At 60.9% G+C, this 26,965-nt stretch carries 26 protein-coding genes; 14 read left to right on the plus strand and 12 right to left on the minus strand.

Annotated elements, in window-relative coordinates; all coding sequences use genetic code 11:
- Nucleotides 1-17 precede the first annotated feature (17 nt).
- Together KSS96_RS22940 and purU are read right to left on the minus strand one after the other, a co-directional pair.
- Complete coding sequence (locus KSS96_RS22940; RefSeq protein WP_017529235.1) at nt 18-203, minus strand: hypothetical protein; 186 nt, start codon at nt 201-203, stop codon at nt 18-20.
- 85 nt (nt 204-288) lie between these two features.
- Entirely contained in the window at nt 289-1,137 is an 849-nt protein-coding gene (gene purU, locus KSS96_RS22945) for a formyltetrahydrofolate deformylase (protein ID WP_017529236.1), read from the minus strand.
- A gap of 348 nt (nt 1,138-1,485) precedes the next feature.
- Here purU and mvaT point away from each other — a divergent pair, with 348 nt between their 5' ends.
- Entirely contained in the window at nt 1,486-1,860 is a 375-nt protein-coding gene (gene mvaT, locus KSS96_RS22950; protein ID WP_003175830.1) for a histone-like nucleoid-structuring protein MvaT, read from the plus strand.
- 91 nt (nt 1,861-1,951) lie between these two features.
- On the opposite strand, the gene sbcB is transcribed toward mvaT, so the two are convergent.
- Nucleotides 1,952-3,379 (minus strand): exodeoxyribonuclease I, encoded by a 1,428-nt coding sequence (gene sbcB, locus KSS96_RS22955; RefSeq protein ID WP_065876976.1) that lies wholly within the window; start codon nt 3,377-3,379, stop codon nt 1,952-1,954.
- 166 nt (nt 3,380-3,545) lie between these two features.
- On the opposite strand from sbcB, the gene KSS96_RS22960 reads away from it, so the two are divergent.
- The 6 genes from KSS96_RS22960 to KSS96_RS22985 are packed head-to-tail and all read left to right on the plus strand — an operon-like array spanning nt 3,546 to nt 10,207.
- Nucleotides 3,546-4,238 carry an RDD family protein gene (locus tag KSS96_RS22960; RefSeq protein WP_017529238.1) on the plus strand — a complete coding sequence of 231 codons (693 nt, stop codon included), beginning with the start codon at nt 3,546-3,548 and terminating at the stop codon, nt 4,236-4,238.
- Nucleotides 4,235-5,215, plus strand: a complete 981-nt coding sequence (locus KSS96_RS22965) for a stage II sporulation protein M (RefSeq protein ID WP_217855340.1) — start codon at nt 4,235-4,237, stop codon at nt 5,213-5,215. The genes KSS96_RS22960 and KSS96_RS22965 overlap by 4 nt, the downstream gene beginning before the upstream one ends.
- Nucleotides 5,202-6,722, plus strand: a complete 1,521-nt coding sequence (locus tag KSS96_RS22970) for a DUF4129 domain-containing protein (protein WP_065876977.1) — start codon at nt 5,202-5,204, stop codon at nt 6,720-6,722. The genes KSS96_RS22965 and KSS96_RS22970 overlap by 14 nt, the downstream gene beginning before the upstream one ends.
- Nucleotides 6,719-7,876 carry a DUF4350 domain-containing protein gene (locus tag KSS96_RS22975; RefSeq protein ID WP_065876978.1) on the plus strand — a complete coding sequence of 386 codons (1,158 nt, stop codon included), beginning with the start codon at nt 6,719-6,721 and terminating at the stop codon, nt 7,874-7,876. Before KSS96_RS22970 ends, KSS96_RS22975 begins: the two co-directional genes overlap by 4 nt.
- Nucleotides 7,873-8,868 carry an AAA family ATPase gene (locus tag KSS96_RS22980; RefSeq protein WP_017529241.1) on the plus strand — a complete coding sequence of 332 codons (996 nt, stop codon included), beginning with the start codon at nt 7,873-7,875 and terminating at the stop codon, nt 8,866-8,868. Before KSS96_RS22975 ends, KSS96_RS22980 begins: the two co-directional genes overlap by 4 nt.
- A 7-nt stretch (nt 8,869-8,875) precedes the next feature.
- On the plus strand, nt 8,876-10,207 hold the full coding sequence (locus KSS96_RS22985) for a DUF58 domain-containing protein (RefSeq protein ID WP_217855341.1): 1,332 nt from the start codon (nt 8,876-8,878) through the stop codon (nt 10,205-10,207).
- Between the two features lie 64 nt (nt 10,208-10,271).
- Here the strand turns inward: KSS96_RS22985 and KSS96_RS22990 are convergent, their stop codons facing one another.
- Both KSS96_RS22990 and KSS96_RS22995 read right to left on the minus strand, forming a co-directional pair.
- Complete coding sequence (locus KSS96_RS22990) at nt 10,272-10,631, minus strand: PilZ domain-containing protein (RefSeq protein ID WP_017529243.1); 360 nt, start codon at nt 10,629-10,631, stop codon at nt 10,272-10,274.
- A 223-nt stretch (nt 10,632-10,854) separates the two neighbouring features.
- Nucleotides 10,855-11,229, minus strand: coding sequence for a tol-pal system YbgF family protein (locus KSS96_RS22995; RefSeq protein WP_017529244.1), 375 nt, complete (start codon nt 11,227-11,229; stop codon nt 10,855-10,857).
- A gap of 175 nt (nt 11,230-11,404) precedes the next feature.
- Between KSS96_RS22995 and pyk the strand changes: the two genes are divergently transcribed.
- Entirely contained in the window at nt 11,405-12,856 is a 1,452-nt protein-coding gene (gene pyk, locus KSS96_RS23000; protein WP_017529245.1) for a pyruvate kinase, read from the plus strand.
- A gap of 100 nt (nt 12,857-12,956) precedes the next feature.
- Here pyk and KSS96_RS23005 read toward each other — a convergent pair whose 3' ends face one another.
- Nucleotides 12,957-13,706, minus strand: coding sequence for an enoyl-CoA hydratase (locus KSS96_RS23005; protein WP_217855342.1), 750 nt, complete (start codon nt 13,704-13,706; stop codon nt 12,957-12,959).
- Between the two features lie 30 nt (nt 13,707-13,736).
- A complete protein-coding gene (locus KSS96_RS23010; RefSeq protein ID WP_068937509.1) occupies nt 13,737-14,669 on the minus strand; it encodes an iron-sulfur-binding ferredoxin reductase in 933 nt (310 codons plus the stop codon).
- Between the two features lie 215 nt (nt 14,670-14,884).
- On the opposite strand from KSS96_RS23010, the gene KSS96_RS23015 reads away from it, so the two are divergent.
- The 4 genes from KSS96_RS23015 (at nt 14,885) to KSS96_RS23030 (ending at nt 21,120) form a co-directional block, all read left to right on the plus strand.
- Nucleotides 14,885-16,408 carry a fumarate hydratase gene (locus tag KSS96_RS23015; protein WP_017529248.1) on the plus strand — a complete coding sequence of 508 codons (1,524 nt, stop codon included), beginning with the start codon at nt 14,885-14,887 and terminating at the stop codon, nt 16,406-16,408.
- A gap of 131 nt (nt 16,409-16,539) precedes the next feature.
- A complete protein-coding gene (locus KSS96_RS23020) occupies nt 16,540-18,306 on the plus strand; it encodes a sensor histidine kinase (RefSeq protein ID WP_017529249.1) in 1,767 nt (588 codons plus the stop codon).
- The gene (locus tag KSS96_RS23025; RefSeq protein ID WP_065876981.1) at nt 18,300-19,634 is read left to right on the plus strand and encodes a sigma-54-dependent transcriptional regulator; all 1,335 of its coding nucleotides are present in this window, start codon (nt 18,300-18,302) and stop codon (nt 19,632-19,634) included. Before KSS96_RS23020 ends, KSS96_RS23025 begins: the two co-directional genes overlap by 7 nt.
- Nucleotides 19,635-19,800: 166 nt before the next feature.
- Nucleotides 19,801-21,120 (plus strand): MFS transporter, encoded by a 1,320-nt coding sequence (locus tag KSS96_RS23030; RefSeq protein WP_017529251.1) that lies wholly within the window; start codon nt 19,801-19,803, stop codon nt 21,118-21,120.
- Between the two features lie 70 nt (nt 21,121-21,190).
- On the opposite strand, the gene KSS96_RS23035 is transcribed toward KSS96_RS23030, so the two are convergent.
- Nucleotides 21,191-21,946 carry a COG4705 family protein gene (locus KSS96_RS23035; protein ID WP_065876982.1) on the minus strand — a complete coding sequence of 252 codons (756 nt, stop codon included), beginning with the start codon at nt 21,944-21,946 and terminating at the stop codon, nt 21,191-21,193.
- 191 nt (nt 21,947-22,137) lie between these two features.
- On the opposite strand from KSS96_RS23035, the gene KSS96_RS23040 reads away from it, so the two are divergent.
- A complete protein-coding gene (locus tag KSS96_RS23040) occupies nt 22,138-22,770 on the plus strand; it encodes a flavin reductase family protein (protein WP_065876983.1) in 633 nt (210 codons plus the stop codon).
- A gap of 101 nt (nt 22,771-22,871) precedes the next feature.
- On the opposite strand, the gene KSS96_RS23045 is transcribed toward KSS96_RS23040, so the two are convergent.
- Complete coding sequence (locus tag KSS96_RS23045) at nt 22,872-23,117, minus strand: hypothetical protein (RefSeq protein ID WP_137220240.1); 246 nt, start codon at nt 23,115-23,117, stop codon at nt 22,872-22,874.
- 44 nt (nt 23,118-23,161) lie between these two features.
- Nucleotides 23,162-23,503, minus strand: a complete 342-nt coding sequence (locus KSS96_RS23050; protein WP_017529255.1) for a putative quinol monooxygenase — start codon at nt 23,501-23,503, stop codon at nt 23,162-23,164.
- A gap of 327 nt (nt 23,504-23,830) precedes the next feature.
- On the opposite strand from KSS96_RS23050, the gene KSS96_RS23055 reads away from it, so the two are divergent.
- On the plus strand, nt 23,831-24,760 hold the full coding sequence (locus KSS96_RS23055; RefSeq protein WP_017529256.1) for an AraC family transcriptional regulator: 930 nt from the start codon (nt 23,831-23,833) through the stop codon (nt 24,758-24,760).
- 7 nt (nt 24,761-24,767) lie between these two features.
- Here KSS96_RS23055 and KSS96_RS23060 read toward each other — a convergent pair whose 3' ends face one another.
- Together KSS96_RS23060 and KSS96_RS23065 are read right to left on the minus strand one after the other, a co-directional pair.
- Entirely contained in the window at nt 24,768-26,237 is a 1,470-nt protein-coding gene (locus tag KSS96_RS23060) for an ATP-binding protein (protein WP_017529257.1), read from the minus strand.
- Entirely contained in the window at nt 26,227-26,961 is a 735-nt protein-coding gene (locus tag KSS96_RS23065) for a response regulator (protein ID WP_017529258.1), read from the minus strand. The genes KSS96_RS23060 and KSS96_RS23065 overlap by 11 nt, the downstream gene beginning before the upstream one ends.
- Nucleotides 26,962-26,965: the final 4 nt, after the last annotated feature.

Genomic DNA, 26,965 nt, shown 5'->3' on the forward strand with positions numbered 1-26,965 from the left:
CCTTGTGCCAGGGCGGCTCAAGCGTCCTCTTCAGGTGCGGCAGGCGCTTCATCCAACGCCTGCAACTGCTTCCACAACTGCGCAGCGTCCGGGAAATCCGTGCCATCCTCGGCATCCAGCGCATCCGGATCATAACGACTCAGGCACCCCTCACCGAGTGTGGCGGGCGCCCTGGACGTGGCTTTATCGAGCGGATCGTTCATGGCGTTGTCCTGACGGTCAGCTAAAAACAAAAAAGGCCTGAAGCGATTAAACGCCCAGGCCCTTTCTTCAATCAACACGTATAAATCAGAACACCACAGTCTTGTTGCCGTGCACCAGCACTCGGTCTTCCAAGTGATATCGCAAGCCACGCGCCAAGACCATTTTCTCGACATCGCGGCCGAAACGCACCATGTCTTCAATGCTGTCGCTATGACTGACGCGCACCACGTCCTGCTCGATGATCGGACCGGCGTCCAACTCTTCGGTGACGTAGTGGCAGGTTGCGCCAATCAACTTCACGCCCCGCAGGGAAGCTTGGTGGTAAGGCTTGGCGCCGACAAACGACGGCAAGAAGCTGTGATGAATGTTGATCACCTTGCCGGCATATTCGCGGCACAGCTGCGGCGGCAGGATTTGCATATAGCGCGCCAGTACCACCACGTCGGCTTCATGTTGCTTGACCAGGCGGGAAACCTCGGTGAACGCGGGCTCCTTGTCCTGCGGGTTGACCGGCACGTGGTAGTACGGGATGCCATGCCATTCGACCATGCTGCGCAGGTCGTCATGGTTGGAAATTACACAGGCGATTTCGCAGTCCAGCTCATCGCTGTGCCAACGGTGAAGCAAGTCGGCCAGGCAATGGGATTCGCGACTGGCCATCAACACCACGCGCTTTTTCTGCTCGGTGTCGGTAATGCGCCAGGTCATCGAAAACTCTTCGGCGATTGGCGCGAATGCCTCGCGAAAAGCCTCAAGACCAAAGGGCAGCGTGTCGGCACGGATCTCGTGACGCATGAAAAACCAACCGCTGAGGTTGTCCGAGTGATGGCTCGCCTCGGTGATCCAGCCGTTGTGGGAGGCCAGAAAGTTACTGACTTTGGCAACGATGCCAACCCGGTCCGGGCAAGCAATCACCAGCCGAAAAGTGCGCATTAGGGGGGAACTCCAGGACTTCGCAAAGGCCGCCATTCTAGCGTTTGCGCAGAAAAACTGCAGTATTCGTTATCGCCTATTCTGACCGCGATGCCGCGTCATACCCCTCAATAGCCCAGGGTTTTATCCCTCATATATGAATCTATTGCGTTACCCGCGGGCGTTACCCTGAATACCTGGGGTATTGGCTTAAGCGCTGCGCCCTATAATTAACTCGATTGCATAGATTCGCTAAAAACAATCAAAGTAATTCACATAAATGCACGCTTAAATGTTTACTTGGGCAAACTGCCTGACTATTATTGGCCACTGTCCCTGTCAATCAGCGCTCTACATAAGGTAGTCCACATGTCTCTGATCAACGAATACCGTGCCACCGAAGAAGCTATCAAAGAGCTGCAAGCCCGATTGAAGAACCTGTCCCAAGACGACAAACTGAAAACCGAGCTGGAATTCGAAGGCAAACTGCGCACCCTCATGGGTGAATACTCCAAATCCCTGCGTGACATCATCGCGCTGCTGGATCCAGAGTCGAAAGTTAAAGCACCTCGCGGCGCCGTGAAAACTACCGGCACCAAACGTGCCCGTAAGGTCAAGCAATACAAAAACCCGCACAACGGCGAAGTGATTGAAACCAAAGGTGGCAACCACAAAACGCTGAAAGAGTGGAAAGCCAAGTGGGGCGGCGACGTCGTTGAAGGCTGGGCTACCCTGCTGGGCTAAGCTTCGACAGGCCTGCACCTGATACGCAACACATAAAAAACGCCAGCTTGCTGGCGTTTTTTAATGCCCGTCTATTTTGTTACAACGCTGATTACCGCGCCACGCGGGCCGCTAAAGAATCAGCATATTCCTGCCAAAGTGCCAACACCTGCTGCTGAAACGGAGTCGCATTAACGGCCAACTCCTGCCTGGCCAGCTTAAATGCCTCAAGGGTATTCGGCGCGCCCCATTCAGGATTTGACAAGCGCTGCTGACAGAAAAGTTTCCAGCGTTGTTGCTCCTCATTGTTCAACGTATCGGGGAAGTTGCGTGCCCGATAGCGAAACAATAATTCCGGTAACCGATGATCATCAAAAGGCCACTGCTGGAGCGCCAATTGCGCGGGTTCGGCCATGCGGACTTGTTCACATAAGCGTCGGTCGCGATCACCGATAAAACCGTCGTAAAGCTGCTGTTCCGGGTCTGCACTCGAGGCAAAATCTTCCGTGGCATAAATGGCCGCCAACTTATCGCACCAAAGTGCCTGTGCTTCAGTTAGCCGCAGCGCCCGCGCCTGATAAACGTCCATGTCCAATTGCAAACGTGCACGGTCTTCGGCGCGCAACACGCTCAAGGGCGCAACCACCGGGCAACGATTGATATGTACCAACTTGAGCGGCACCGGCAGTTCATCTTCGGCAAGCTCATCACGGCGGGTGTACAGGCGCTGGCGCAGCGTGTCGGCATCCTCGTTCAGCAGCGCCTGAGGGTCGAGCCCGAGGTCGCAGACAATCAACGCATTGCGATTGCGTGGGTGCCAAGCCAACGGCAGCACAACGCCCAGATAATGACGCTCGGCGGAAAACCGCCCGGAGATATGCACCATGGGTTGCAGCAAGCGCACCTGATCCATCACGCGCTGCTTGCTGCGCAGTTGAAACAGCCAGTCATAAAGCTTGGGCTGCTTCTGGCGAACCAACCGCGCCAGCGCAATCGTGGCGCGCACATCGGACAACGCATCGTGGGCCTGGCCATGGTCGATACCGTTGGCGGCGGTCAAGCGCTCAAGCTTGAGCGTCACGCGCCCGCCCTCCAGCGGCCACTCGATACCTTCCGGCCGCAGGGCGTAGGCGGTGCGAACCACGTCGATCAAGTCCCAACGGCTGTTACCGCCCTGCCATTCCCGCGCGTAAGGGTCGAAAAAATTGCGATACAGGCTGTAGCGGGTCATTTCATCGTCAAAGCGCAACGTGTTGTAGCCGGCGCCACAGGTACCCGGCGCGGCCAGCTGCGCATGCACCCGCGTCATGAAATCGGCTTCGGCCAGGCCTTTTTCCGCCAGTATTCCGGGGGTGATGCCGGTGATCGCACAGGCGGCGGGATGGGGCAGGATATCGTCGCTGGGCCGGCAATAAAGGTTGACCGGCGGGCCGACCTCGTTGAGCTCGAAATCGGTACGGATTCCCGCCACCTGCAATGGGCGATCGTTGCGCGGGTTGATGCCGGTGGTTTCGTAGTCGTACCAGAAAATCGAGGTCACGGGCTATTCCTGTGCTGAAGATCGGCAAAGTCTAGGCGCTGAACAGCACTCGGGGCCAGCACCAAATGCACTGTACAAACACCCAGTAAAATCTTGGAGAGTTGCTTCCATCGCCGACACTGCTAGCATCCGTGTCTCCAAACGCTCCGCACTGCCAAGGATCGCGATGCCATCAACCCCGTTGGACACCCGCTACCAGATCGAAACCCCTGAGGGTATCGACCTCCCGCTGCGCCCCGCCGGCCTGGTGCCCAGGGCGTTGGCCTTCGCCTTCGACCTTGGTGCGCGCGGCGTGGTCATGGGTGTGCTTCTGGTGCCGCTGGCGCTGCTCGGCAATATTGGAATCGGCCTGGGCTCACTGCTGCTGTTCGTGGCGAGCTGGTGGTACATGGTGCTGTTCGAAGTGCTCAACCAAGGCTGCTCACCCGGTAAACAAGTCATGGGCCTGCGCGTCGTACAGGACGACGGCACCCCCATCGGCTGGTCGGCGTCGCTCATTCGCAACCTGCTGCGGTTTGTCGACATGTTGCCTTTCGGCTACTTTCTTGGCGCTATCAGCTGCCTGCAGCATCCTAATTTCAAACGCCTTGGCGACTTGGCCGCCGGCACGCTGGTGGTCTACCGCGAACTGCCCCTGGCGCGGCCTCGGGTCCCGCAAGCTGCGGCCCTGCGCTTGCCGTTTGCGCTGGAACTGAGTGAGCAACGGGCGATCCTCGGCTTCGCCGAACGCCAGGGTGAACTCTCTGCTGAACGCGTGCATGAACTGGCCGCTATCCTCGCGACGCCTTTGCAAGTATCCCCGGCGCGCGCCGCCGAGCAACTCAATGGCGTGGCCCGCGGCCTGTTGGGGCCGACATGAAGCAAAGCATGTTCGAAAGCCGCTACCAGCCCCAATGGCACGCCTTTGCCGAACGACTGACGCAGTTGGAACAAGGCAAGGCCAAGGCCGCTGATGTAGCCGATTTCCCCCATCAATACCGGCGTCTGTGCCAGCAGTTGGCCTTGGCTCAGGAGCGCGGCTACAGCAGTTACCTGGTGGATCCTTTGCAACAATTGGCGTTACGCGGCCATCAACAGCTGTACCGTCATCGCAGCCAATTGGCGAGCAACGTGCTGAGCTTCGTCCTGGCGGACTTCCCGCGACTGGTGCGCGAGCAGTGGCGCTTCGTATTGATCGCCAGCCTGCTGTTCTTTACCAGCCTGTTGGGTATTGCACTGCTGGTCTACCTGTTTCCTGACCTGATCTACAGCATTGTCAGCGCGCAACAAGTGGCCGAGATGCAAAGTATGTATAACCCTGAAGCCAGCCGCCTGGGGCGCGCCGCCGAACGGGCATCGAGCGAAGACTGGATGATGTTCGGCTACTACGTGATGCATAACATCGGTATCGCCTTCCAGACGTTTGCCGCCGGTTTGCTGTTTGGCCTGGGCAGCGTATTTTTCCTGATTTTCAACGGGCTGATCATCGGCGCGATTTCCGGGCACTTGACCGAGATCGGCTACGGCCAGACCTTCTGGTCATTCGTCATCGGCCATGGTGCCTTTGAGTTGACGGCCATCGCCCTCGCCGGTGCGGCAGGCTTGCAGTTGGGCTGGGCGCTGATCGCCCCAGGGCAGTTGACCCGCGGGGAATCCTTGCGGCTCGCGGCACGCAAAAGCGTGCAATTGCTTTGCGGTGTGATGATGTTCTTGCTGATCGCCGCGTTCATCGAAGCCTACTGGTCGTCCACTACCCAGATCGCCCCCTGGGTCAAATACGTGGTTGGGGCTGCACTCTGGCTGCTGGTAATCGCTTACCTGACTTTTGCCGGGAGGGCTCGCCATGCGCCTGAGTGACTCCAGCGTGGTGATTCGACCGCGCACGGCCTGGGAAGCCATGGACCTCGGTGTACTAATGGCCAGGGAACATCGCCGGTTGCTAATGGGTAGCTGGGCGCTGGTGAGCTTGCCGGTATTCGCCGTGCTAAGCGCGCTGCTGTGGAAATACCCCTCCACCGCCATGTTCCTGTTCTGGTGGTTCAAACCGGCCTTCGACCGCTTGCCGCTCTATATCCTGTCCAAGGCCTTGTTCGGAGAAACGCCCAGCCTCAAGCAGGCCGTGCGCCAGTGGCCCCGCCTGCTCAAGGGTCAACTCTTGGCCAGCCTGACCTGGCGCCGACTCAGCCTCAGCCGCAGCTTTGTGATGCCGGTCAGTCAACTTGAAGGCCTGGACGGCCAGGCAAGGCAAAAACGCCTGGGCGTGCTGCAACAACGCAACGCCGGTGCCGCGAGGTGGTTGACCACGGTTGGCGTACACCTGGAAATCGGACTGTGGTTCGGCTGCATGGCGCTGTTCTACCTGTTCATTCCGCAGCAACTTGAACTGGATTGGGATTGGCAGCGCCTGGCACTGGCGACCACCACCGAAGGACTGTGGCTGGAGCATCTGGGCAACGCTTTCTACGCGTTGATCCTGGTGTTCTGGGAGCCCATTTACGTCGCGTGTGGTTTCAGCCTTTATCTCAATCGTCGCACCGTATTGGAGGCGTGGGACCTGGAGCTGGTGTTCCGCCGCTTGCGCCAACGCCTGAGTCATGTGGCCACGCTGTTATTGCTGGTGATCGGGCTGACACTGTTGCCCTTCAACCCTCCTGTCATGGCAGGCGAAGCCAAGCCGCTGAGTACCCAGGACGCGCGCCGATCCATCAAGTCGATGCTGGAAAAGCCCCCCTTCAAAAACCCGGAAACCGTGACCCGCTATCGCTTTGGCGAAGAAAAGCCCGCCGCAAAAAACAAGACACACGCCGACAGTAAACTGCCGGGATGGCTGCAAACGCTACTGGGCAACCTCAACAGCAATGCTTTCAAGCACATTGCCCAAGGCCTGGAGGTGCTGTTATGGAGTCTGCTGGCAGGTGGCCTGGCCCTGCTGGTCTGGCGCTATCGCGACTGGCTGCAAACATTTGTCAGCCGACGCGGGCCACCCAGCGCCAAAGCAACCCCACCGCTCCCCACGCAATTGTTCGGCCTGGAGCTGGGCACCGACACCTTGCCCGTCGATATCGCCAGCACCGCCGAGCAACTGTGGCCCACTCAACCGAGGGAAGCACTTGGCCTTCTGTATCGCGGCCTGCTGAGCCGGTTACTGCATGACTTCAACCTGCCGCTTAAGAGCGCCGATACCGAAGGCCAGGTGCTGGCACGCGTTCAACAATTACAGCAACCGCAACTGCTGGCCTTCAGCGACGAGTTGACCCGACACTGGCAAAACCTTGCCTACGGTCATCACCTTCCCTCTGCCTCAACCCAGCAAAAATTATGCAGTGATTGGCGCGCCCTGTTCAGTTACGGGGGTCATCAATGAGCCGGCTATTGGTGTGGGTTGGGCTGTTATTGATATGCCTGATCGGAGCGGGTGGCCTTTACGCCTGGAGCAACGCGACGCCCTATGACGAAGTCGTGGATCGCGGCCCTGCCCCACAAGTGCTGGCCAACCCTTACCTGGCGGCCGAACACTTTTTGCGCAAGCAAGGCCTGACGGTGGAGCATGTCAATAGCCTTGATCGCCTGGCCACCCTGCCCGCCAAGGGCAACAGCCTGTTGTTGCTGGGCGAACGTAGCAATATGTCGCCACGCCAGGCCGGGCAACTGCTCGACTGGGCCAAATCCGGCGGCCATCTGCTCCTGGTCGCCGAGGCGCTATGGGATGAAGAAACCGGCAAAAGCGGTGACTTATTACTCGATAGCCTGCATATCCACCAGGCCCTGAGTGAGGAGCCGGCTGAGCCCACCCCACCCCGCAAAAAGAAAGCGCCGGACCTGACCAAACTCTATGTCGACAATGAAACCGCCCCGGCGTACTTCAGCTTCGACACCGACTTCAACCTCACCGACCCCAAGCACCTTGCCCAGTTTTCAGCCAATAGCGCCAGGTCAAGTCACCTGATGCAACGAGACCTCGGGCAAGGCCGTGTGACCGTGATTACCGACAGCGACCTGTGGAAAACCACCGATATCGGCAAACACGACAACGCCTGGCTGCTGTGGTACCTGAACCAGGGTACGGCGGTGACTTTCTTGTTCAACAGTGACGTGGACAACCTGCTGACCCTGCTGCTGCGTTATTTCCCCCAGGCCGCGGTCGCGCTCATTGCGCTGGTCGCCCTGGCGCTCTGGCAGGCAGGTATGCGCCAAGGCCCGATCCAGGCACCCGCTCCCAAGGCTCGCCGGCAGTTGCAGGAACACTTGAAGGCCAGCGCCGACTTCCTGCTGCGCCGCAGCAGCCAGGGTTCGCTATTGCACGCGTTGCAGCGCGATATCCAGCGTGCCGCCCGGCGCCGCCATCCTGGCTTTGAGCACCTCGACAACACCGAACAATGGCGAGTACTTGAACACCTGACGCGCCAACCCCCTCATGTCATCAGCCAGGCCCTTGGCCCACTCCCGGCAAAACGGCTTTCCAGCGCCGATTTCAGCCGGCGGGTGGCATGCCTGCAAACCCTCAGGAACGCCCTATGAGCGAATTTACCAGCGCCAACACCCTGACGACCGAAACCCTGCAACGCGCCAGCCGGCAGGCCCAGGCTCTGCGCGTTGAACTGCGCAAAGCAGTGATTGGCCAGGAGCAGGTGATCGACGACGTGCTCACCGCACTGATCGCCGGCGGCCATGTATTGCTCGAAGGCGTCCCAGGGCTGGGCAAGACTCTGCTTGTACGTGCCCTGGCGCGATGCTTTGAGGGTGACTTCGCGCGGATCCAATTCACCCCGGACCTGATGCCCAGCGATGTCACCGGCCACGCCGTGTACGACCTGCACACCGAGCAATTCAAGTTGCGCAAGGGGCCGGTGTTCACCCACCTGTTGCTGGCCGATGAAATCAACCGAGCCCCGGCCAAGACCCAGGCAGCCTTGCTCGAAGCCATGCAGGAGCGGCAGGTGACCCTCGAAGGCGAGGCGCTGCCCATCGAGCAGCCGTTTATGGTGTTGGCCACGCAAAACCCCATCGAACAGGAAGGCACCTACCCCCTGCCGGAAGCAGAACTGGACCGTTTCATGCTCAAGGTGCGCATGGACTATCCCGATGCACAGCAAGAGCTGGAGATGGTGCGTGAAGTGACGCGCTCGTCACGGGCCGACATGCTGGATGTGCAACCGTTGCGCACCGTGCTGCAAGCCTCGGACGTGCTGCAATTGCAGCAAATCGCCAGTGAACTGGCCCTGGATGAACAAGTGCTCGACTATGCCGTGCGCCTGGCGCGGGCCACCCGCAGTTGGCCAGGGCTGGCCATAGGTGCCGGCCCACGTGCGTCCATTGCACTGGTGCGCGGCGCCCGCGCCCGGGCATTGTTACGCGGCGGCGAGTTCGTCACCCCGGATGACATCAAGGGCTGCGCTTTGGCGGTACTGCGCCATCGGGTACGCATTGCACCAGAACTGGACATCGATGGGCTGGAGGTCGACCAGGTGCTCAAGCAGCTGCTGGACCAGATCCCAGCACCCCGCCAATGAGCTGACCATGAAGCCAACCCGTCTGCTGTTGATCTGGCTCGGCCTATTGCTGGGTTTGAACATCTTGCTGGGCACTGCCGCAGCATTGCAGTTCAAAGTGCCCGACACCGTACATTCGGTGGCGTGGGGCTTGCTCCTGGCGCTGTTGCTGCTGGCCATGCTCGACGCGCTACGGTTGCGGCACCGGCCCTCGCCACGGGTGCAACGGCAGATGCCCGGCAGCTTGGCGTTGGGCCGCTGGGGCGAAGTACGCCTGAGCCTGGAATGCGACTACCCACAGCCGCTGACAGTCCAGGTGTTCGACCATGTCCCCGATGGTTTAGGCAGGGAAAACCTACCCCAGGCCATCGAACTGCGCCCCGGTGAACGCAGTGAGCTGGGCTATCGCCTGCGCCCTCTGCGACGGGGGCATTTCACGTTCAGTCGCTGTGAAGTCCAACTGCCGAGCCCCTTGGGGCTGTGGTCCGCGCGGCGCTTTATCGAAGCCCACGACACCACTCGCGTCTACCCGGACTTCGCCCGTTTGTATGGAGCGCAACTGCTGGGCGTAGACAACTGGCTGAGCCAACTGGGGGTGCGTCAACGCCAGCGGCGTGGGTTGGGCCTGGAGTTTCATCAGTTGCGCGAGTTTCGTGAGGGCGACAGCCTGCGGCAGATCGACTGGAAAGCCACCGCACGGCAACGTACGCCCATTGCCCGAGAGTACCAGGACGAGCGCGATCAACAGATCGTGTTCATGCTCGATTGCGGCCGACGTATGCGCAGCCAGGATGACGAACTGTCCCATTTTGACCACGCGCTCAACGCCTGCCTGCTACTCAGTTACGTCGCGTTGCGCCAGGGCGACGCGGTGGGGCTGTACACTTTTGCCGGCGACCAACCACGCTACCTCGCTCCCGTCAAAGGCAGTGGCCAATTGAACCTGTTGCTCAACTCGGTCTACGACCTGGACACCACTCGACGAGCCGCCGACTACGAGGCGGCGGCCAGCCAACTGTTGGCCAGGCAAAAACGTCGGGCATTGGTGATTATGGTGACCAACCTGCGCGATGAAGATGACGAAGCGTTGATGACTGCCGTGAAGCGCATCAGTCGCCAGCATCGGGTGCTGGTGGCCAGCTTGCGTGAAGAAGTACTCGATCGACTGCGCCAGTCGCCCGTGCAAACAATGCCAGAAGCCTTGGCCTACAGCGCAACGGTGGACTACCTCAACACCCGGGATGAACTGCATGACCGTTTGAACGCGCACGGCCTCTCGGTATTGGACACTTTGCCATCAGCCATGGGAGCGGCCCTGGTGACGCATTATCTGGGCTGGAAAAAAGCCGGCGTGTTCTGAACCATTAACGCCTGGCCACGGCCCGGGTAGCATTACCCGAGCCGGGTCAACCACCGTGCGGTAATCAGACGGATGCCTGCAGGGGGTCAAACCTGAAGTACTGCACCAACACACCAATCAATTGCTCATATTCCTCGGGCGCCTGAAGCACGTTGAACCCCGAATCGTAATACTGCGGGTTGATATCTTCGTGGCTCCACAGGCAGGTCGCCGTAAGGTCAATTGCATGGAAAGTGCCGTCAGCCTCGGGGATCTTCAAGCGCAGCTCGAATTGCGCATTGACCATCATGGGCAACTGGCTGATCAACATCAGTCCATTCCCCGAGACATTACCCAAGAAGCCGATAGGTTTATCGGTAAGACGATTAAACACTTGCAGGAAATAAGGTAGTTGATGCCGCTCGATCCGTCGGTCGGTAAACATGGTGAGATCGCCATCCAGTGGCCATTATTTGGCCGTGCCAGTGATTCGGAACGAGCACAAACACTCGCTCTCCCTGGATCTCGGTGTGACAACAGAAAACGTTTTGTCACTGGACAGCTGCCGAGTCCGGGCCCCTCATTCGTTCGAGTAAAACTTATACAAACGAACATACAAAGGATAGCCCAAGACTGGCAAGAGGCCAGTTAACAAATGACGAATAGCATTACAGTGACGCTGGACTCGGCTTCGCAACGCTCGCACCGGGGTAATGCCCCAGTTGTTGCAGGGTGTCCAGTCTGGCGCGGGCACGGTAGGCGTACTCGCTCGACGGGTATTGGTTGATGATGAATTGATAGGTCTGCACCGCGTCGACGAACAGTTTCTGCCGTTCCAGGCATTGCCCACGCAGCATTGAGACCTCGGGCTGCACATAACGCCGAGTGCGGCTTGTGCGGTCGACCTGGGACAATTCCAGGGTAACGCGCTCACAGTCACCCACCTTGTAAGCACGGTAGGCGTTGTTCAAATGGTGGTCCATTGACCAGCGGGTGCAGCCGACAACACTGACGGCCAGTGCAGCAATGAGCAGAATTCGCATGAGGGTTCTCCAGTCTTGTGCAGTGTATCGACCCCTCGTCAAAAATCTTCAAGGCAGTTCGTCTATTCAGCCACAACCAAAACAAGTCAATCGTCGATAAGTAGTGCAAACGAACAATGACTACAACGAAAGAGCATAGTAGCCTTCCTCAGCGCTTGAACTCAGGAGTCCGTGCATGTCCGTCCGTCGTACCAAAATCGTCGCCACCCTTGGCCCGGCCAGCAACTCGCCGGAAGTCCTCGAACAGCTGATTCTGGCTGGTTTGGACGTTGCCCGTCTGAACTTCTCCCACGGCACCCCGGACGAGCACAAGGCTCGCGCCAAGCTGGTGCGTGACCTGGCCGCCAAACATGGCCGCTTCGTTGCACTGCTGGGTGACCTGCAAGGCCCGAAAATCCGTATCGCCAAATTTGCCAACAAGCGCATTGAGCTGAAGATCGGTGACAAGTTCACCTTCTCCACCAGCCATCCGCTGACCGAAGGCACCCAGGACGTGGTGGGTATCGACTACCCCGATCTGGTCAAGGACTGCGGCGTCGGCGACGAACTGCTGCTGGACGACGGCCGCGTCGTCATGCGCGTCGACACCGCCACTCCAACCGAACTGAACTGCACGGTGATCATCGGCGGCCCGCTGTCCGATCACAAAGGCATCAACCGTCGTGGCGGTGGCCTGACCGCACCAGCCCTGACTGAGAAAGACAAGGCCGACATCAAGCTCGCCGCAGAAATGGAAGTGGACTACCTTGCCGTTTCCTTCCCGCGCGACGCCGCCGACATGGAATACGCCCGCAGACTGCGCGACGAAGCTGGCGGTACCGCCTGGCTGGTGGCGAAGATCGAACGTGCCGAAGCCGTGGCCGATGACGAAACCCTCGACGGCCTGATCAAGGCGTCCGACGCCGTGATGGTTGCCCGTGGTGACCTGGGTGTGGAAATCGGTGATGCAGAGCTGATCGGCATTCAGAAAAAGATCATCCTGCACGCGCGCCGCCATAACAAAGCGGTGATCGTCGCGACCCAGATGATGGAGTCGATGATCCAGAACCCGATGCCGACCCGCGCCGAAGTGTCCGACGTGGCCAACGCCGTACTCGACTACACCGACGCCGTGATGCTCTCGGCTGAAAGTGCTGCCGGCCCGTACCCACTGGAAGCCGTGCAGGCCATGGCGCGTATCTGCGTCGGCGCCGAAAAGCACCCGACCAGCAAGACCTCCAGCCACCGTATCGGCAAGGTCTTCGAAAGCTGCGACCAGAGCATCGCCCTGGCTGCCATGTACACCGCCAACCACTTCCCTGGCGTGAAAGCGATCATTGCCCTGACCGAAAGCGGCTACACGCCGCTGATCATGTCGCGCATCCGCTCCTCGGTGCCGATCTACGCGTTCACCCCGCACCGCGAAGCCCAGGCCCGCGCGGCGATGTTCCGCGGCGTGTACACCATTCCGTTCGATCCGGCCTCGCTGGCACCGAACGAAGTCAGCCAGAAGGCGATCGACGAGCTGGTTAAACGCGGCGTCGTAGAGAAAGGCGACTGGGTCATCCTGACCAAGGGCGACAGCTACCACACCACCGGTGGCACCAATGGCATGAAGATCCTGCACGTGGGCGACCCGCAGGTCTGAGTGACACGCTGAAAAACAAGAGCCCCGCCATGTGAATGGCGGGGCTTTTTGCTGTAGCCGGCTACTGATTCATTCAATTCGACGGCCCCGCCGACACGCTTTATCTGCGCGTGATAAACCCCGACAACGCCGCAATCGCCTCCGGCGACCTCAACCGCTGGGTAAACAACGCGCCCTCCTCTTCGATCACCTGCCGCAACTGCTCACGGTCCACGCTCTTCATCAATTGCTTGGTCACCTGCACCGCCCCCAATGCCAGGTGTTCAAAGCGCAACGCAACTTCCCGCGCCTTGGCCAATGCCGCATCACCACTGCTCAGCGCCTCGGTGGCGATTCCCCACGCGGCGGCCTGTTCACCGCTGAACGCCTCGCCCAACAGCAGCAATTGCGCGGCTTTCGCATGCCCAAGCAGACGCGGCAGGATCAGGCTCGAACCAAACTCCGGACATAACCCCAGGTTGACGAACGGCATGCGCAATCTGGCATCGCGGCTGATATACACCAGGTCACAGTGCAGCAGCAGGGTTGTACCAATGCCTATCGCCGGCCCCGCTACCGCGGCAACCACCGGTTTGCGGCAGTTGAACAGGCTCTGCATGAAGTGAAACGGCGGGCTGTCGAGATCGCTGGGCGGCTGATCGAGAAAGTCGCCTATATCATTGCCGGCCGTGAAGCACTCGTGGCTGCCCTGGATCAGTACGGCGTTGAGGGTGGCGTCCGCATCGGCCCGCTCCAGAGCCTCGGCCAGTTGCGTGTACATGGCGCGGGTCAGGGCGTTTTTCTTGTCCGGGCGGTTGAGCTGCAGGGTCAGCAACCCGCGCTCGCGTTGCAACAGGATGGCGTCGGTCATGGTGCGTCTCGCGGCTGTGAAGTTCAGCGCTCAACCACGGGGCAGGAACACATCGGCCAGCAGTTGATTGCGCGGCAACCCGGCCAGGAACAGGCGCTTGGAAAACGCCTCGACGCTGGCGGGGTGCCCGCAGAGTAAGGCCAGCGTTTGCCTTGAAACAAGCCGCAGTTGCGCCAATGCCTGGATCGACTCAGCCGCCGTCCACAGCTGCACCGTAAGGTTCGGATGCCCGGCGGCCAGCGCGGCCAAGGGTTCGGCCAGGTAATGGCCGCCAGCATCATGGGCCAGGTGAATCATACGGATGGGGCCCTGGTGATCCTGGCGCAACGCCTCGCGCAACACCCCCCACAACGGGCCCAGCCCGGTGCCGGACGCCAGCAGCCAGAGCGGCCGGGATTGCCAGTCGGGGTCGTATTGCAGCGCGCCGCCGCGTAGTTCGCCCAGGCGCAGGCGGTCGCCGATCTGCAGCAGCCGGGCCCTATCGCAGAATTCACCGGGTAGGCGGCAGTCGATATGAAACTCCAGAAACGCATCTTCCTGCGGCAGGCTCGCCAGGGAATACGGCCGCGCCAACTGCCCCGCCCACAGCACCAGATGTTGCCCGGCGCGGTAACGCAGGCCACGCTCCGGTTGCAGACGCAGGCGCAACACCGTCGCGCTCAGCCAATCGACCCCCACCACCTGGGCCGGCAAACCATCACGCAGCGGGTCAAACGCTTCGACCTGCACATCCGCCGTCACCCGGCACTGGCACGCCAGGCGCCAGCCATCCTGGCGTTGCGCCGGGCTCAGGGCGTCGGGTTGTTTGTCCTCGACCTCACCTCGGCAACGCACCAGGCAGGCATGGCAACTGCCTGCGCGGCAACTGTAGGGCACCGCCACGCCCGCCTGGTTCAAGGCGTCCAACAGGTTGCTGCCGGTGGATACCGACCAATGGCGTTCGCCGACGTACAGTTCAGGCATGGAAACTCTCGAATCAAAAAGGCCCGCACAGGGAATCATGCCCGGCAGAGTTTGACCATAGTCGGGTGTATCGGCCACCGCGCCGGGTTATACTGCCGCGCCTTTTTAGCGTCGCGCCTGCACCACTTGGCGTGCCTTGGAAAGGTGGCTCCAGCCGACCGATGCAACACTGAAGCCACCTTTATTGAATGTTCCCTTATAGAGGAGCGCGACTCATGACCGTGATCAAGCAAGACGACCTGATTCAGAGCGTTGCCGACGCCCTGCAATTCATTTCCTACTACCACCCCGTGGACTTCATCCAGGCGATGCACGAGGCCTACCTGCGCGAAGAATCGCCGGCAGCCCGTGACTCCATGGCCCAGATCCTGATCAACTCGCGCATGTGCGCCACCGGCCATCGCCCGATCTGCCAGGACACCGGTATCGTCACCGTGTTCGTGCGCGTGGGCATGGACGTGCGTTGGGATGGCGCCACCATGGGCCTGGACGACATGATCAACGAAGGCGTGCGTCGCGCCTACAACCTGCCGGAGAACGTACTGCGGGCATCCATCCTCGCCGACCCGGCCGGGGCGCGTAAAAACACCAAGGACAACACCCCGGCGGTGATCCACTACTCCATCGTCCCGGGTAACACCGTGGAAGTGGACGTGGCCGCCAAGGGCGGTGGTTCCGAGAATAAATCGAAGATGGCCATGCTCAACCCGTCCGACTCGATCGTCGACTGGGTGCTCAAGACCGTTCCGACCATGGGCGCCGGCTGGTGCCCACCGGGCATGCTCGGCATCGGCATCGGCGGCACCGCCGAGAAGGCCGCGGTGATGGCCAAGGAAGTGTTGATGGAATCCATCGACATCCACGAGCTGATCAAGCGCGGCCCGTCCAACCGTATCGAAGAGATGCGCCTGGAGCTGTTCGAGAAGGTCAACCAACTGGGCATCGGCGCCCAGGGCCTGGGTGGCCTGACCACCGTGCTCGACGTGAAGATCATGGATTACCCGACCCACGCCGCCTCGTTGCCGGTGTGCATGATCCCCAACTGCGCCGCCACCCGTCACGCACACTTCGTGCTCGACGGTTCGGGCCCTGCGTCGCTGGAGGCGCCACCGCTGGACGCCTACCCGGAAATCGTCTGGGAAGCCGGCCCGTCGGCTCGTCGCGTAAACCTCGACACCCTGACCCCAGAAGACGTGCAAAGCTGGAAGCCGGGCGAAACCGTGCTGCTCAACGGCAAGATGCTCACCGGTCGCGATGCGGCGCACAAGCGTATGGTCGAGATGCTGAATAAGGGCGAAAGCCTGCCGGTGGACCTCAAAGGCCGCTTCATCTATTACGTCGGCCCGGTTGACCCGGTACGCGAAGAAGTGGTTGGCCCGGCGGGCCCGACCACCGCGACGCGGATGGACAAGTTCACCCGCCAGATCCTCGAGCAGACCGGCCTGTTGGGCATGATCGGCAAGTCCGAACGCGGCCCGACCGCCATCGAAGCGATCAAGGACAACAAGGCGGTGTACCTGATGGCCGTGGGCGGCGCCGCTTACCTGGTGGCGCAAGCCATCAAGAAGTCGCGCGTTGTCGCCTTCGCCGAACTGGGTATGGAAGCGATCTACGAGTTCGACGTCAAAGACATGCCGGTCACCGTCGCGGTAGACAGCAAGGGTGAGTCCGTGCACATCACCGGTCCTGCCATCTGGCAGAAAAAGATCAGTGAGAGCCTGGCGGTAGAGGTGCAGTAAGCACTTTAACTGGCCCATAAAGGCGACCGAGGCGATAAGCCCGGTCGCCTTTTTTTATGAGGGCGCGCCACCACAAGATCCGGGCAACGCGTGATATTGTGCTCACCCTTATTGCAGCTGTTCATCTTCGTATGATCGCGATTCCTCGCCCCCTGCGCCTGACCTTTTATTCCCTGTTGATCATCGCCGGTGCGGTGCTGGCCGCGGCATTGGCCACGCGCCATGCCGAACGTCAGGCCCTGATCGACGATGCCGCCCGCGCCAACCAGCAATTGGCGCTGTACGCCAACTCCCTGCACACCCTGATCGAACGCTATCGCGCGCTGCCCGCCGTGCTGGCGCTGGACTCGGAAATGATCAGCGCGCTCAAAGGCCCGATGGATGCCGCCACACAAGACACGCTCAACCGCAAGCTCGAACGCATCAACGGCGCTGCGCAATCCTCCACCCTGGAGCTGATGGACCGCACCGGCCTGGCCGTAGCCGCCAGCAACTGGGCATTGCCGAGTAGTTATGTGGGGCATAACTATGCGTTTCGCCCGTATTTCAGCCAGACCAGAAGCCAGGGTACCGGGCGTTTCTATGCGGTGGGGGTGACCACGGGGATTCCGGGATACTTCCTCTCCAGCGCGGTGCTCGATGAACAGGAGCAGTTTCTCGGCGCCATGGTGGTCAAGCTGGAATTCCCGGAGCTTGAGCGCGAATGGGCCCAGGGCAATGACCTGCTGCTGGTGAGTGATGCGCGTGGCATCGTATTTATCGCCAACCAGCCGGGCTGGCGCTATCGCAACCTGCGCCCGTTGTCGGACAGCGACCTGGCCGAACTCAAGGCCACCCGCCAATACGACAAGAAACACCTGCAACCGCTGGACACCAGCACCCTGCAACGCTTTGACGAAAACAGCCACCTGATGCGCGTCAACGGCCCCGACGGCAGCGCCAATTACATCTGGGAATCCCTGCCGCTGAAGGCCGAAGGCTGGACCCTGCACCTGTTGCGCAAACCGCAGTTCCCGTTTGAAGACCAACGCAACGCTGGCCTGGCCGCCGCCGGTTCCTGGCTGGCGCTGGTGTTCCTGGCGCTGTTCCTGAGCCAACGCTGGCGCCTGGCCCGCTTGCGCCAACGCAGCCGCGAAGAGCTGGAACAACTGGTGGAAGAACGCACCCAGGCCCTGCGCACCGCCCAAGAGGGTTTGGTGCAATCGGCCAAGCTGGCCGCGCTGGGGCAGATGTCTGCCGCCCTCGCCCACGAAATCAACCAACCTCTGACCGCCCAGCGCATGCAGTTGGCGACCCTGCGCCTGCTGCTGGATCACGGTCGCGTGGACGACGCCTACAAGGCGCTTACGCCCCTGGACGACATGCTCACGCGCATGGCCGCGCTCACCGGCCACCTCAAGACCTTTGCGCGCAAGAGCCCCAGCGGCCTGCGCGAGCGCCTGGACCTGGCCACGGTCGTCGACCAGTCCCTGCACTTGCTCGATGCACGCCTGCGTGATGAAGGCATCGGCGTCGTGCTGGACCTGACCCGCCCGGCCTGGGTACGCGGCGACGCGATACGCCTGGAACAAGTGCTGATCAACCTGCTGCGCAACGCCCTCGACGCCATGGTGGACAAGCCGCGCAAACGCCTGGAAATCCGTGTGCATGCCGACCAGCAGCTTTGGGTTTTGAGCGTCAGCGACAGCGGCGGCGGCATTGCCGAAGAACACTTGAGCAATGTGTTCGACCCCTTTTTCACCACCAAGCCGGTGGGCGACGGCCTCGGCTTGGGGCTGGCGGTGTCCTACGCTATCGTGCATGAATTGGGCGGCCGCCTGATCGCCGGTAACCGCGGCGACGGCGCGGTGTTCACCCTGACCCTGCCCATCGCGCTGGAGACGCCGGACCTATGTTAAATGCGGTGATTGTGGTCGATGACGAAACCAGCATTCGCACGGCCGTGGAACAGTGGTTGAGCCTGTCGGGGTTTGAGGTGCAACTGTTCAGCCGTGCCCAAGAATGCCTGGCGCAATTGCCCAGGGACTTTGCCGGGGTCATTTTGAGCGACGTGCGCATGCCCGGGCTCAGCGGCCTGGAGCTGCTCGCCGAGGTGCAACGCCGCGACGCCGACTTGCCGGTGATCCTGCTCACCGGCCATGGCGATGTGCCGATGGCCGTCGAGGCGATGCGCGACGGCGCCTACGACTTTCTGGAAAAACCCTTCAGCCCCGATACCCTGCTCAACAGTCTGCGCCGCGCCCTGGATAAACGTGGGCTGATCCTGGAGAACCGTCGCCTGCATCAGCAGGCCGATCACCGCGCGCAACTCGAATCCAGCCTGCTTGGCGTGTCCCGTGGCTTGCAGAACCTGCGCCGCCAGGTGCTCGATTTGGCGAGCTTGCCGGTCAACGTGCTGATCCGAGGCGAAACCGGCAGCGGCAAAGAACGGGTCGCCCGTTGCCTGCACGACTGTGGGCCGCGGGCGAAAAAACCGTTCGTGGCGCTCAACTGTGCGGCGATCCCCGAGCAACTGTTCGAGGCCGAACTGTTCGGCCACGAAAGCGGCGCGTTTACCGGCGCCCAGGGCAAACGCATCGGCAAGCTGGAATACGCCCACGGCGGCACGTTGTTCCTGGATGAAATCGAAAGCATGCCCCTGGCCCAGCAGGTGAAATTGCTGCGGGTGTTGCAGGAGCAGAAGCTGGAGCGATTGGGGTCCAACCAGAGCATCCACGTAGACTTGCGCATCATCGCCGCCACCAAGCCGGACCTTTTGGAAGAGGCCCGCGCCGGACGCTTCCGTGAAGACTTGGCATATCGTCTCAACGTGGCCCAGTTGCGCCTGCCACCGCTGCGCGAGCGCCGTGAAGACATCCCGCTGTTGTATGAACACTTCGCCCATGACGCCGCAGAGCGCTTGGGCCGCACTGCCCAGCCCTTGAGCGGTGCGGCGCTGGGGCGCCTGCTCAGTCACGACTGGCCAGGCAATGTGCGTGAACTGGCCAACGTCGCCGAGCGCCAGGTGCTGGGCCTCGGCGAGTCCGAACCGGAAGGCATCGAAGCCGGGCAATCCCTCGCCGCGCAGCAGGAAGCCTTTGAGGCCCATTGCCTGAAAGCCGCACTGACCCGGCATAAAGGCGATATCAAAGAGGTGTTGGCGGAGCTGCAACTGCCCCGCCGAACCTTCAATGAAAAGATGCAGCGCCATGGCCTTGCACGGGACATGTTTCTCAAGGATCAATGAGCGGATTTCCGCTCACCGCTGCAAAACCATCAGCAACATTCCGCTCAAAAAAAACCGCAACCCCCTCTAGACCGGGCCTTCATCCACCTGGCACAGCTCCTGCTATAGCCCCAGCCAGGCAGCGTTCGCGCCGCTCCATAAAAACAACTAGATGAAGGATCCTTCAATGGATAACTCCAACTCCCTGCCTCTGGGCTCGGTGGCTGCGCCTGCGCAGGAACGCACCACCACCAGTCGCATCAAATCGATCTTCAGCGGTTCGGTCGGCAACATGGTCGAGTGGTACGACTGGTACGTCTACGCCGCCTTTTCGCTGTACTTCGCCAAAGCCTTCTTTCCAGCCGGCTCCTCCACCGCTCAGTTGATGAACACCGCCGCGATCTTCGCCGTCGGCTTCCTGATGCGCCCCATCGGCGGCTGGTTGATGGGCATGTACGCCGACTACAAGGGGCGCAAGGCTGCGCTGATGGCCTCGGTGCTGCTGATGTGCTTCGGCTCGCTGTTGATCGCGCTGAGCCCTGGCTACGAAACCATCGGTATCGGGGCTCCGATCCTGCTGGTGTTCGCCCGTTTGCTGCAAGGCTTGTCGGTAGGGGGCGAATACGGCACTTCCGCCACCTACCTCAGCGAAATGGCGACACGGGAACGTCGCGGATTCTTCTCCAGCTTCCAATATGTGACCTTGATTTCCGGTCAGCTCATTGCCCTGGCAGTGCTGATCGTGCTGCAACAGGTGCTCACCACCGAACAACTCTATGCCTGGGGCTGGCGCATCCCGTTCGCCATCGGCGCCCTGTGCGCAGTGGTCGCGCTGTACCTGCGTCGTGGCATGGAAGAAACCGAGTCGTTCAGCAAAAAAGAAAAAGCCAAGGAAAGCGCAATGCGCACCTTGATGCGCCACCCCAAGGAACTGATGACCGTGGTCGGCCTGACCATGGGCGGCACCCTGGCGTTCTACACCTACACCACCTACATGCAGAAATACCTGGTGAATACCGTCGGCATGAGCATCTCCGACTCCACCACCATCTCGGCGGCCACGTTGTTTCTGTTCATGTGCCTGCAGCCGATCGTCGGTGGGCTATCGGATAAAGTCGGTCGTCGGCCGATCCTGATCGCCTTCGGCATCCTCGGCACCCTGTTCACCGTACCGATCCTCACCACCCTGCACACCATCCAGACCTGGTGGGGCGCGTTCTTCCTGATCATGGCGGCGCTGATTATCGTCAGCGGCTACACCTCGATCAACGCCGTGGTGAAGGCCGAGTTATTCCCGACCGAAATCCGCGCCCTGGGCGTCGGCCTGCCCTATGCACTGACCGTGTCGATCTTCGGCGGTACCGCTGAATACATCGCACTGTGGTTCAAGAGCATCGGCATGGAAACCGGTTACTACTGGTACGTGACCGCCTGTATTGCGGTGTCGTTGTTGGTCTACGTGACCATGAAGGACACCCGCAAGCACTCGCGGATTACCACGGACTAAAAGCCTGACCCGCTAAACCTGTGGGAGGGGGCTTGCTCCCTCCCACATCGGTTTTATGTCGCTTGGTGAATCAGGACACCTCTGCCACTGGTGGTCGCCCATACCGTCGCTGTGCATACGCCGCGCCGACAATCATCACCACCAGGATTGCAGCCAACACGGCCGATGAACCAATGGTGCCGAAATCCAACCCGCCCTTTTCATGGGGCTTGGTCAGGAAGTCGCCCAGGGTCGCACCGAAAGGCCGGGTCAGCACAAACGCCACCCAGAACAACAGCACCGCCGAGATTTGGGTGAAGTACTTGAGCGCCACTACCGCAGCGATGGTCGAGCCGATCAACAAGGCGCCGCCGGCAAAGCCCAGCCCCGAATCATCCGCCAGGAAGTCACCCAATGCGGTGCCCAGGGTGTTGGAAAACAGGATCGCCATCCAATAGAACAACTCGCCCCGCAAGGTCTGCACCTTGTTCACGTTCAGCGAATCACCACTGAGGTGCCACAGCGCAAAGATGATCATCAGGATCACGATCAGGATCATTGAACCGGTGGCGTAGCCCAGGCCCAGGGTTCGGTCCATAAAGTCCGACATCGTCGTGCCAGCGGTGCTGGTGGACAAAATCACAATCCAGTACAGCATGGGGTTATAGGTTTTCGACCAGAGTTGTGTCACCAGGGTGACCAGGAACACGCTGATCAGGATCATCGAACTGAGTGCGTAGCCAACATTCAAGGTCATCGACAACAAGTCCCCGGCGGTTTCGCCCAGGGTGGTTGCGCAGATTTTCATGACCCAGAACGCCAGGGTGATCTGAGGAAGTTTATTCATAGGGGTAAAGGCTCCGAAGCTCAGTCTTTCAATGGCCGACTTATGGAGTGTCGACCTTGGCCGCAGACTGAACGGGACGCTGTGAAAAATAGGTGGGCAATCAATGAAAATTCCATGGGGCCAATGGAAATTCGCGCCCATGGGTTGCAGTATGGTCGCCTCCCAGAACCCCGCAGCAGGAACCCCGGCCCATGTCCGACGATATCCACTTCTACGAACCCGCCAACGGCCACCGCCTGCCTCATGATCCGTTCAATGCCATCGTCGGCCCACGGCCGATCGGCTGGATTTCGTCACACGACCGTGAAGGCCACCTGAACCTGGCGCCCTACAGTTTTTTCAATGCGTTCAATTACATTCCGCCGATCATTGGGTTTTCCAGTGTCGGGCGCAAAGACAGCCTGAACAACATCGAACAGACCGGCGAATTCGTGTGGAACCTGGCCACGCGCCCGCTGGCCGAGCAGATGAACCAGAGCTGCGCGGCGGTCTCGCCGCAGGTGGATGAATTCGAGTTGTCCGGCCTGACGCCGGTGGCTTCGAAAATCGTTGGCGTACCGCGCGTGGGTGAGAGCCCGGTGTCGTTCGAGTGCAAGGTGACGCAGATCATCCAGTTGCAACGCGCCGACAAGGAGCTGGTGCCAAGCTGGCTGGTACTGGGCGAGGTAGTCGCGGTGCACATCGCCAAGTGGCTGCTCAAGGACGGCATCTATGACACCGCTGCCGCCGAACCGATTCTACGCGGCGGCGGCCCGGCGGATTACTTCCAGCTGGGGCCCGAAGCGTTGTTCAAGATGTACCGGCCTGGCGCTGCAAAACCCTGAGTGGAATGCAACCCATGGTGGGAGGGGGCTTGCTCCCGATGGCGCTGTGTCAGTCAGCCTATCTGTAGCTGATACACCGCTATCGGGAGCAAGCCCCACCTTTAGTCAGCGGCAGGTGCCCACGTCAGTTGCCCCTCTACGTCCACATCGACCAGACGCTCAAGCTGCACAGTGGCGGCATCATCAGCATCCGAGGCGGTCTTGAACCTCTGCCCATCCAGGATCTTGTGAAACCGCGGGGCGCCCATGCCATCCAGCGCCTTGACGGCCACGGCGGCGCTGTAGCCTCCGTCACCCGGTACTACGGCGGAAACGGCTTCGTGGAGGGCAAATTGTTTACGTGCCATGTTGCAGGTCCTGGCCAATGGAAAGGCGGCCATTCTAAACCGGTTCAACCGGCGAGTTGCAGGTACTCGCCGTAGGCGCGTGCAGCGGATGCATCGGTGAAGGTCTGGAAGTCCATGCTGCGGATGACCATGTCGTTCAGCAGCTCGGTAAAGATCAGCAGGGCCGGCGAGTTGAAGTAGGCGCTCATCGCCTGCTCACTGCTCCAAAAGCCCGAAACCAGCCACACATCGGGGTCGACCTGGGAATGCTGCAACGAGAACTGCAGGCAACCCTGAGCCTGGCGGCCCGGTTCGATCAAACTGCTCAAGCGTGCACCGAGTTCGGTGCTGCACCCGGTGCGGGCGCGGATAAAGGCCATATGGCTCGCGGGAATGGGGGTGGACATGTTCGACTCTCCCGTTGAGAAGTGATGCTCGGCAAGCACTGTGAGGGTGTGTTGCCACAGGATCAACGATAACGGCGCGGGTGAGCGCGCGGTTAGTCAATTCCTGCCGGCTTATTGCACGATCCTGCGAGAAGCGTAGATAGGACGTTGGCCCAGCGGTTTTATTCCACGCACACACGCCATGTTTCAGGCAGATGAAACGCCTCGCGCTTGCCTGATTGACGACAGGCCGCAGGATCAGGCAAGGATTATGCAGAATCGACCTAACACTTTTTCAAAGGCCGCCGCTAAGCTGAGCCCCATCAAAGCCGCCGCAGAGGACGCGCCATGTCGTCGCCCGAACATAAGCCCACCCCCCTCGATGCCGAGATGGAAAAACAGCGCGCCGAACTGGCCAGCATCGTGCACCGGCATACCTGGGAAGATGGTTCCTACGGCACCGCAATCACCTCGTTGTACCTGAACCGTCACAACACACCGCGAGACTTCATGCCGGTGCTGGTGGAGCCCGCGTTGTGCATCCTCGCCAACGGCAGCAAGGAAGTGCGCCTGGCTGACGAAATCTTCGCCTATGACCCGCTCAACTATCTGGTGTTTTCGGTGGCGATGCCGGTGGCCGGGCGCATCATCGATGCCACGCCGGACGACCCGAACCTGTCGGTGCGCATCAACATCGACCCGGCGCAACTCACAGCGCTGATCGCCGAGGCCGGCCCCATGGGCGTGCCTACACGCCCAACGTCGCGCGGGATGTACGTGGACCGGATCGACCATCAACTGCTCGACGCCGTACTGCGCCTGGCGCGCTTGCTGGATACGCCCAAAGACATCGCCATGCTGGCGCCGCTGATCAACCGCGAAATTCTCTACCGCTTGCTGCGTGGGCCACAGGGCTATCGTTTGTATGAAATTGCCGTGGCCAACAGTCAGAGCCATCGGGTGAGCCAGGCGATCAAGTGGCTCAATGGCAATTACGAACAGCCGTTGCGCATCGATGACCTGGCCAAGGAAGTCAACCTGAGCGTTTCGACCCTGCACCATCGCTTCAAGGCGATTACCGCCATGAGCCCGCTGCAGTACCAGAAACAGCTGCGCTTGCAGGAAGCGCGCAGGCTGATGATTGCCGAGGGGCTGGAAGCCTCGGCGGCCGGGTATCGGGTGGGGTATGAAAGCCCGTCGCAGTTCAGCCGGGAATACAGCCGGCTATTTGGTGCGCCGCCGCTCAGAGACTTGGCCCGGTTGCGCCAAAGCATCTGACCCACAGTTAGTCCAGCGTTCGCGGGAGCTGAAGGGTCACCCTCAGCCCGCCTTCGCGAAGGTTCTGCAAACTCACTTCCCCGCCATGGCTATGGGCAATATTGCGCGCGATCCCCAGGCCCAACCCATAACCCTGCTGCTGCCCGGCCAGACGAAAGTGGGGCTCGAACACCTGCTCCAAACGCTGTTCCGGCACCCCGGGCCCTTCGTCATCCACGTGCAGGATGAACTGCGCGCCATCATCTTCGATATGCAAATGGGCGTTCTGCCCGTACTTCAACGCGTTGTCGATCAGGTTGCCGATGCAGCGCTTGAGCGCCAGTGGCTTGCCTGGGTAGGCCGCCAGGGCGTAGCCATCCAGGGTCACGCGACCATTGCCGTTCGGCGCGACGTAAGGTTCCACCAGGCATTCGAGCACATGGTTGAGGTCGACGGGTTGGATGTTCTCGTGGATATCGGTGTCTTTGACGCATTGCAACGCGCCTTTCACCAGCAGCTCCAATTCATCCAGATCGCGACCAAATTTGGTTTGCAGGTTTTCGTCTTCCAGCAGCTCTACGCGCAGGCGCAGGCGGGTGATCGGGGTGCGCAGGTCGTGGGAAATCGCGCTGAATAACTGGCTGCGCTCGGTCAGGTAACGGCTGATGCGCTCGCGCATGGCGTTGAAGGCACGACCCACTTCCACCACTTCGCTGCCGCCGCCTTCGGCCACCGGCTCCACGTCGGCGCCCAGCGACATATCCCGCGCCGCCCGCGCCAGGCGCTTGAGTGGGCGGCTCTGCCAGTGCACCAACAGGCCGATGAATAACAGCAGAAAACCACTGGTCAGCACGATAAACCACACCTGCTGGGACGGCAGGCCTTGTTCCTCAAGGCTGGTGTAGGGCTCGGGCAACAGCGAGGCGATGTACAGCCATTCGCCGGGGGCGAGTTGAATCTGGGTGACCAGCACCGGCGGGTTCACGGGCTCCAGCGTCAAGGCGTAATGAGCCCAGGAGCGCGGCAGCTCATCAAGCTTGAGGCCGGCATTGAAGATGCGCAGGTCTTCGGCACTGACGAACTCCACTGAGATCACCACGTCGGCACCAAGGGTCTGGCGCAGTACTTCATCGACCGCGACCAGCACCGCTTGTTTGCGCGGGGTTTCGGGCAGTACCTGCATCTCCAGCGGGCGATCGTTGAGCGTCACCACGAACCGGGTGCCGCCCATGCTGCGCAATTGGTCGAGGACCAACGGCCGATAGGCCACCGGCAACGAACGGAAGTAACTCACGCTGGCGGTCATCGAATGCGCCAGGCTCCGGGCGCTGGTGACCAGGCCTTCGAGCTGGGTCGCGCGTAACTGCGACACCCAGATCACGCTGGACAGAGCCTGGGCGAACAGCACCACCAGCAAGGTCAGCAGCAGCATGCGCCCCAGCAATGAGCGCGGCACCGGGAAGCGGCGGCGGCGTTCGGTTACAGGCTCAGTGGGCATTGCCGGCAACCACGCTGGCTGCCAGTTGATAGCCGCTGCCACGCACGGTGCGGATCAGCCGCGGCGGCTTTTCGGTGTCGCGCAGGCGTTGGCGCAGGCGGCTCACGGCCATGTCGACGATACGGTCCAGCGGCATCAGGTCGCGGCCACGGGTGGCGTTGCCGATGGTGTCGCGGTCGAGGATTTCCTGTGGGTGGTCGAGAAACAATTTGAGCAAGGCAAAATCGGCACCGGAAAGGATCACCTCTTCGCCATCCACGTGAAACAGCCGATGGCTGATCATGTCCAGGCGCCATTCATCGAACACCAGCACATCGCCGCCGCTGCTGCGCTCCTGACCGAACTGGCAGCGGCGCAACAGGGCCTTGATCCGCGCCTGCAACTCACGGGGGCTGAACGGCTTGCCGATGTAATCGTCGGCGCCCAGCTCCAGGCCGATCACGCGGTCGGCCTCATCGGAACTGGCGGTCAGCATGATGATCGGCACCTGCGCCTGGCGCGGGTGCTGGCGGATCCAGCGGCAAAGGCTGAAGCCGTCTTCGTCCGGCAGCATGACATCGAGGATGACCAAGTCGCACGGCGCCTCGTTCATCGCCTGACGGAACCCCGCACCATCCGGTACGCCCCGCACCTGGAAACCGGCGCGACTGAGGTAGGTTTGCAGCAATTCGCGGATTTCCTGGTCGTCGTCGACGAGGAGAATCGATTTACTGATTACGCTCACGGGG

This window comes from Pseudomonas asgharzadehiana (assembly GCF_019139815.1).
GTDB classification, from domain to species: domain Bacteria; phylum Pseudomonadota; class Gammaproteobacteria; order Pseudomonadales; family Pseudomonadaceae; genus Aquipseudomonas; species Aquipseudomonas asgharzadehiana.